This is a genomic window from Bradyrhizobium algeriense (assembly GCF_003062295.1).
GTDB lineage: Bacteria > Pseudomonadota > Alphaproteobacteria > Rhizobiales > Xanthobacteraceae > Bradyrhizobium > Bradyrhizobium algeriense.
The window spans coordinates 1-251 of the sequence record NZ_PYCN01000324.1 but is presented as its reverse complement, the minus strand read 5'-3'; the positions used below and the strand labels follow the sequence as shown (position 1 = coordinate 251).

At 56.2% G+C, this 251-nt stretch carries 1 protein-coding gene; it reads left to right on the top strand.

Translation table 11 applies throughout. From position 1 onward, the window contains the following. The coding region (locus tag C7G61_RS47185) for a ParA family protein (RefSeq protein WP_274542326.1) at positions 1 to 184 on the top strand (184 nt) is incomplete at its 5' end. Positions 185 to 251 lie beyond the last annotated feature (67 nt).

Genomic DNA, 251 nt, shown 5'->3' with positions numbered 1-251 from the left:
GGGCCTTAAGATGAAGACCATTGTCATCAACAATCAAAAGGGCGGGGTCGGCAAGACGACGCTTGCTGTGCATTTGGCTTGGTTCATGGCGGAAGCGGATCTCCGCGTTCTTGTGATCGACGTTGATAGGCTTCGCGCCAGCGATGTATTACGTCGCGATTGGGATTGGACCAGATGGCTCTGATCTCGCTTCGCGTCGCCGACGAGGTAGCAGCAGATTTCTCAGCTCTTGCTGCCACCCAGGGCGGCAA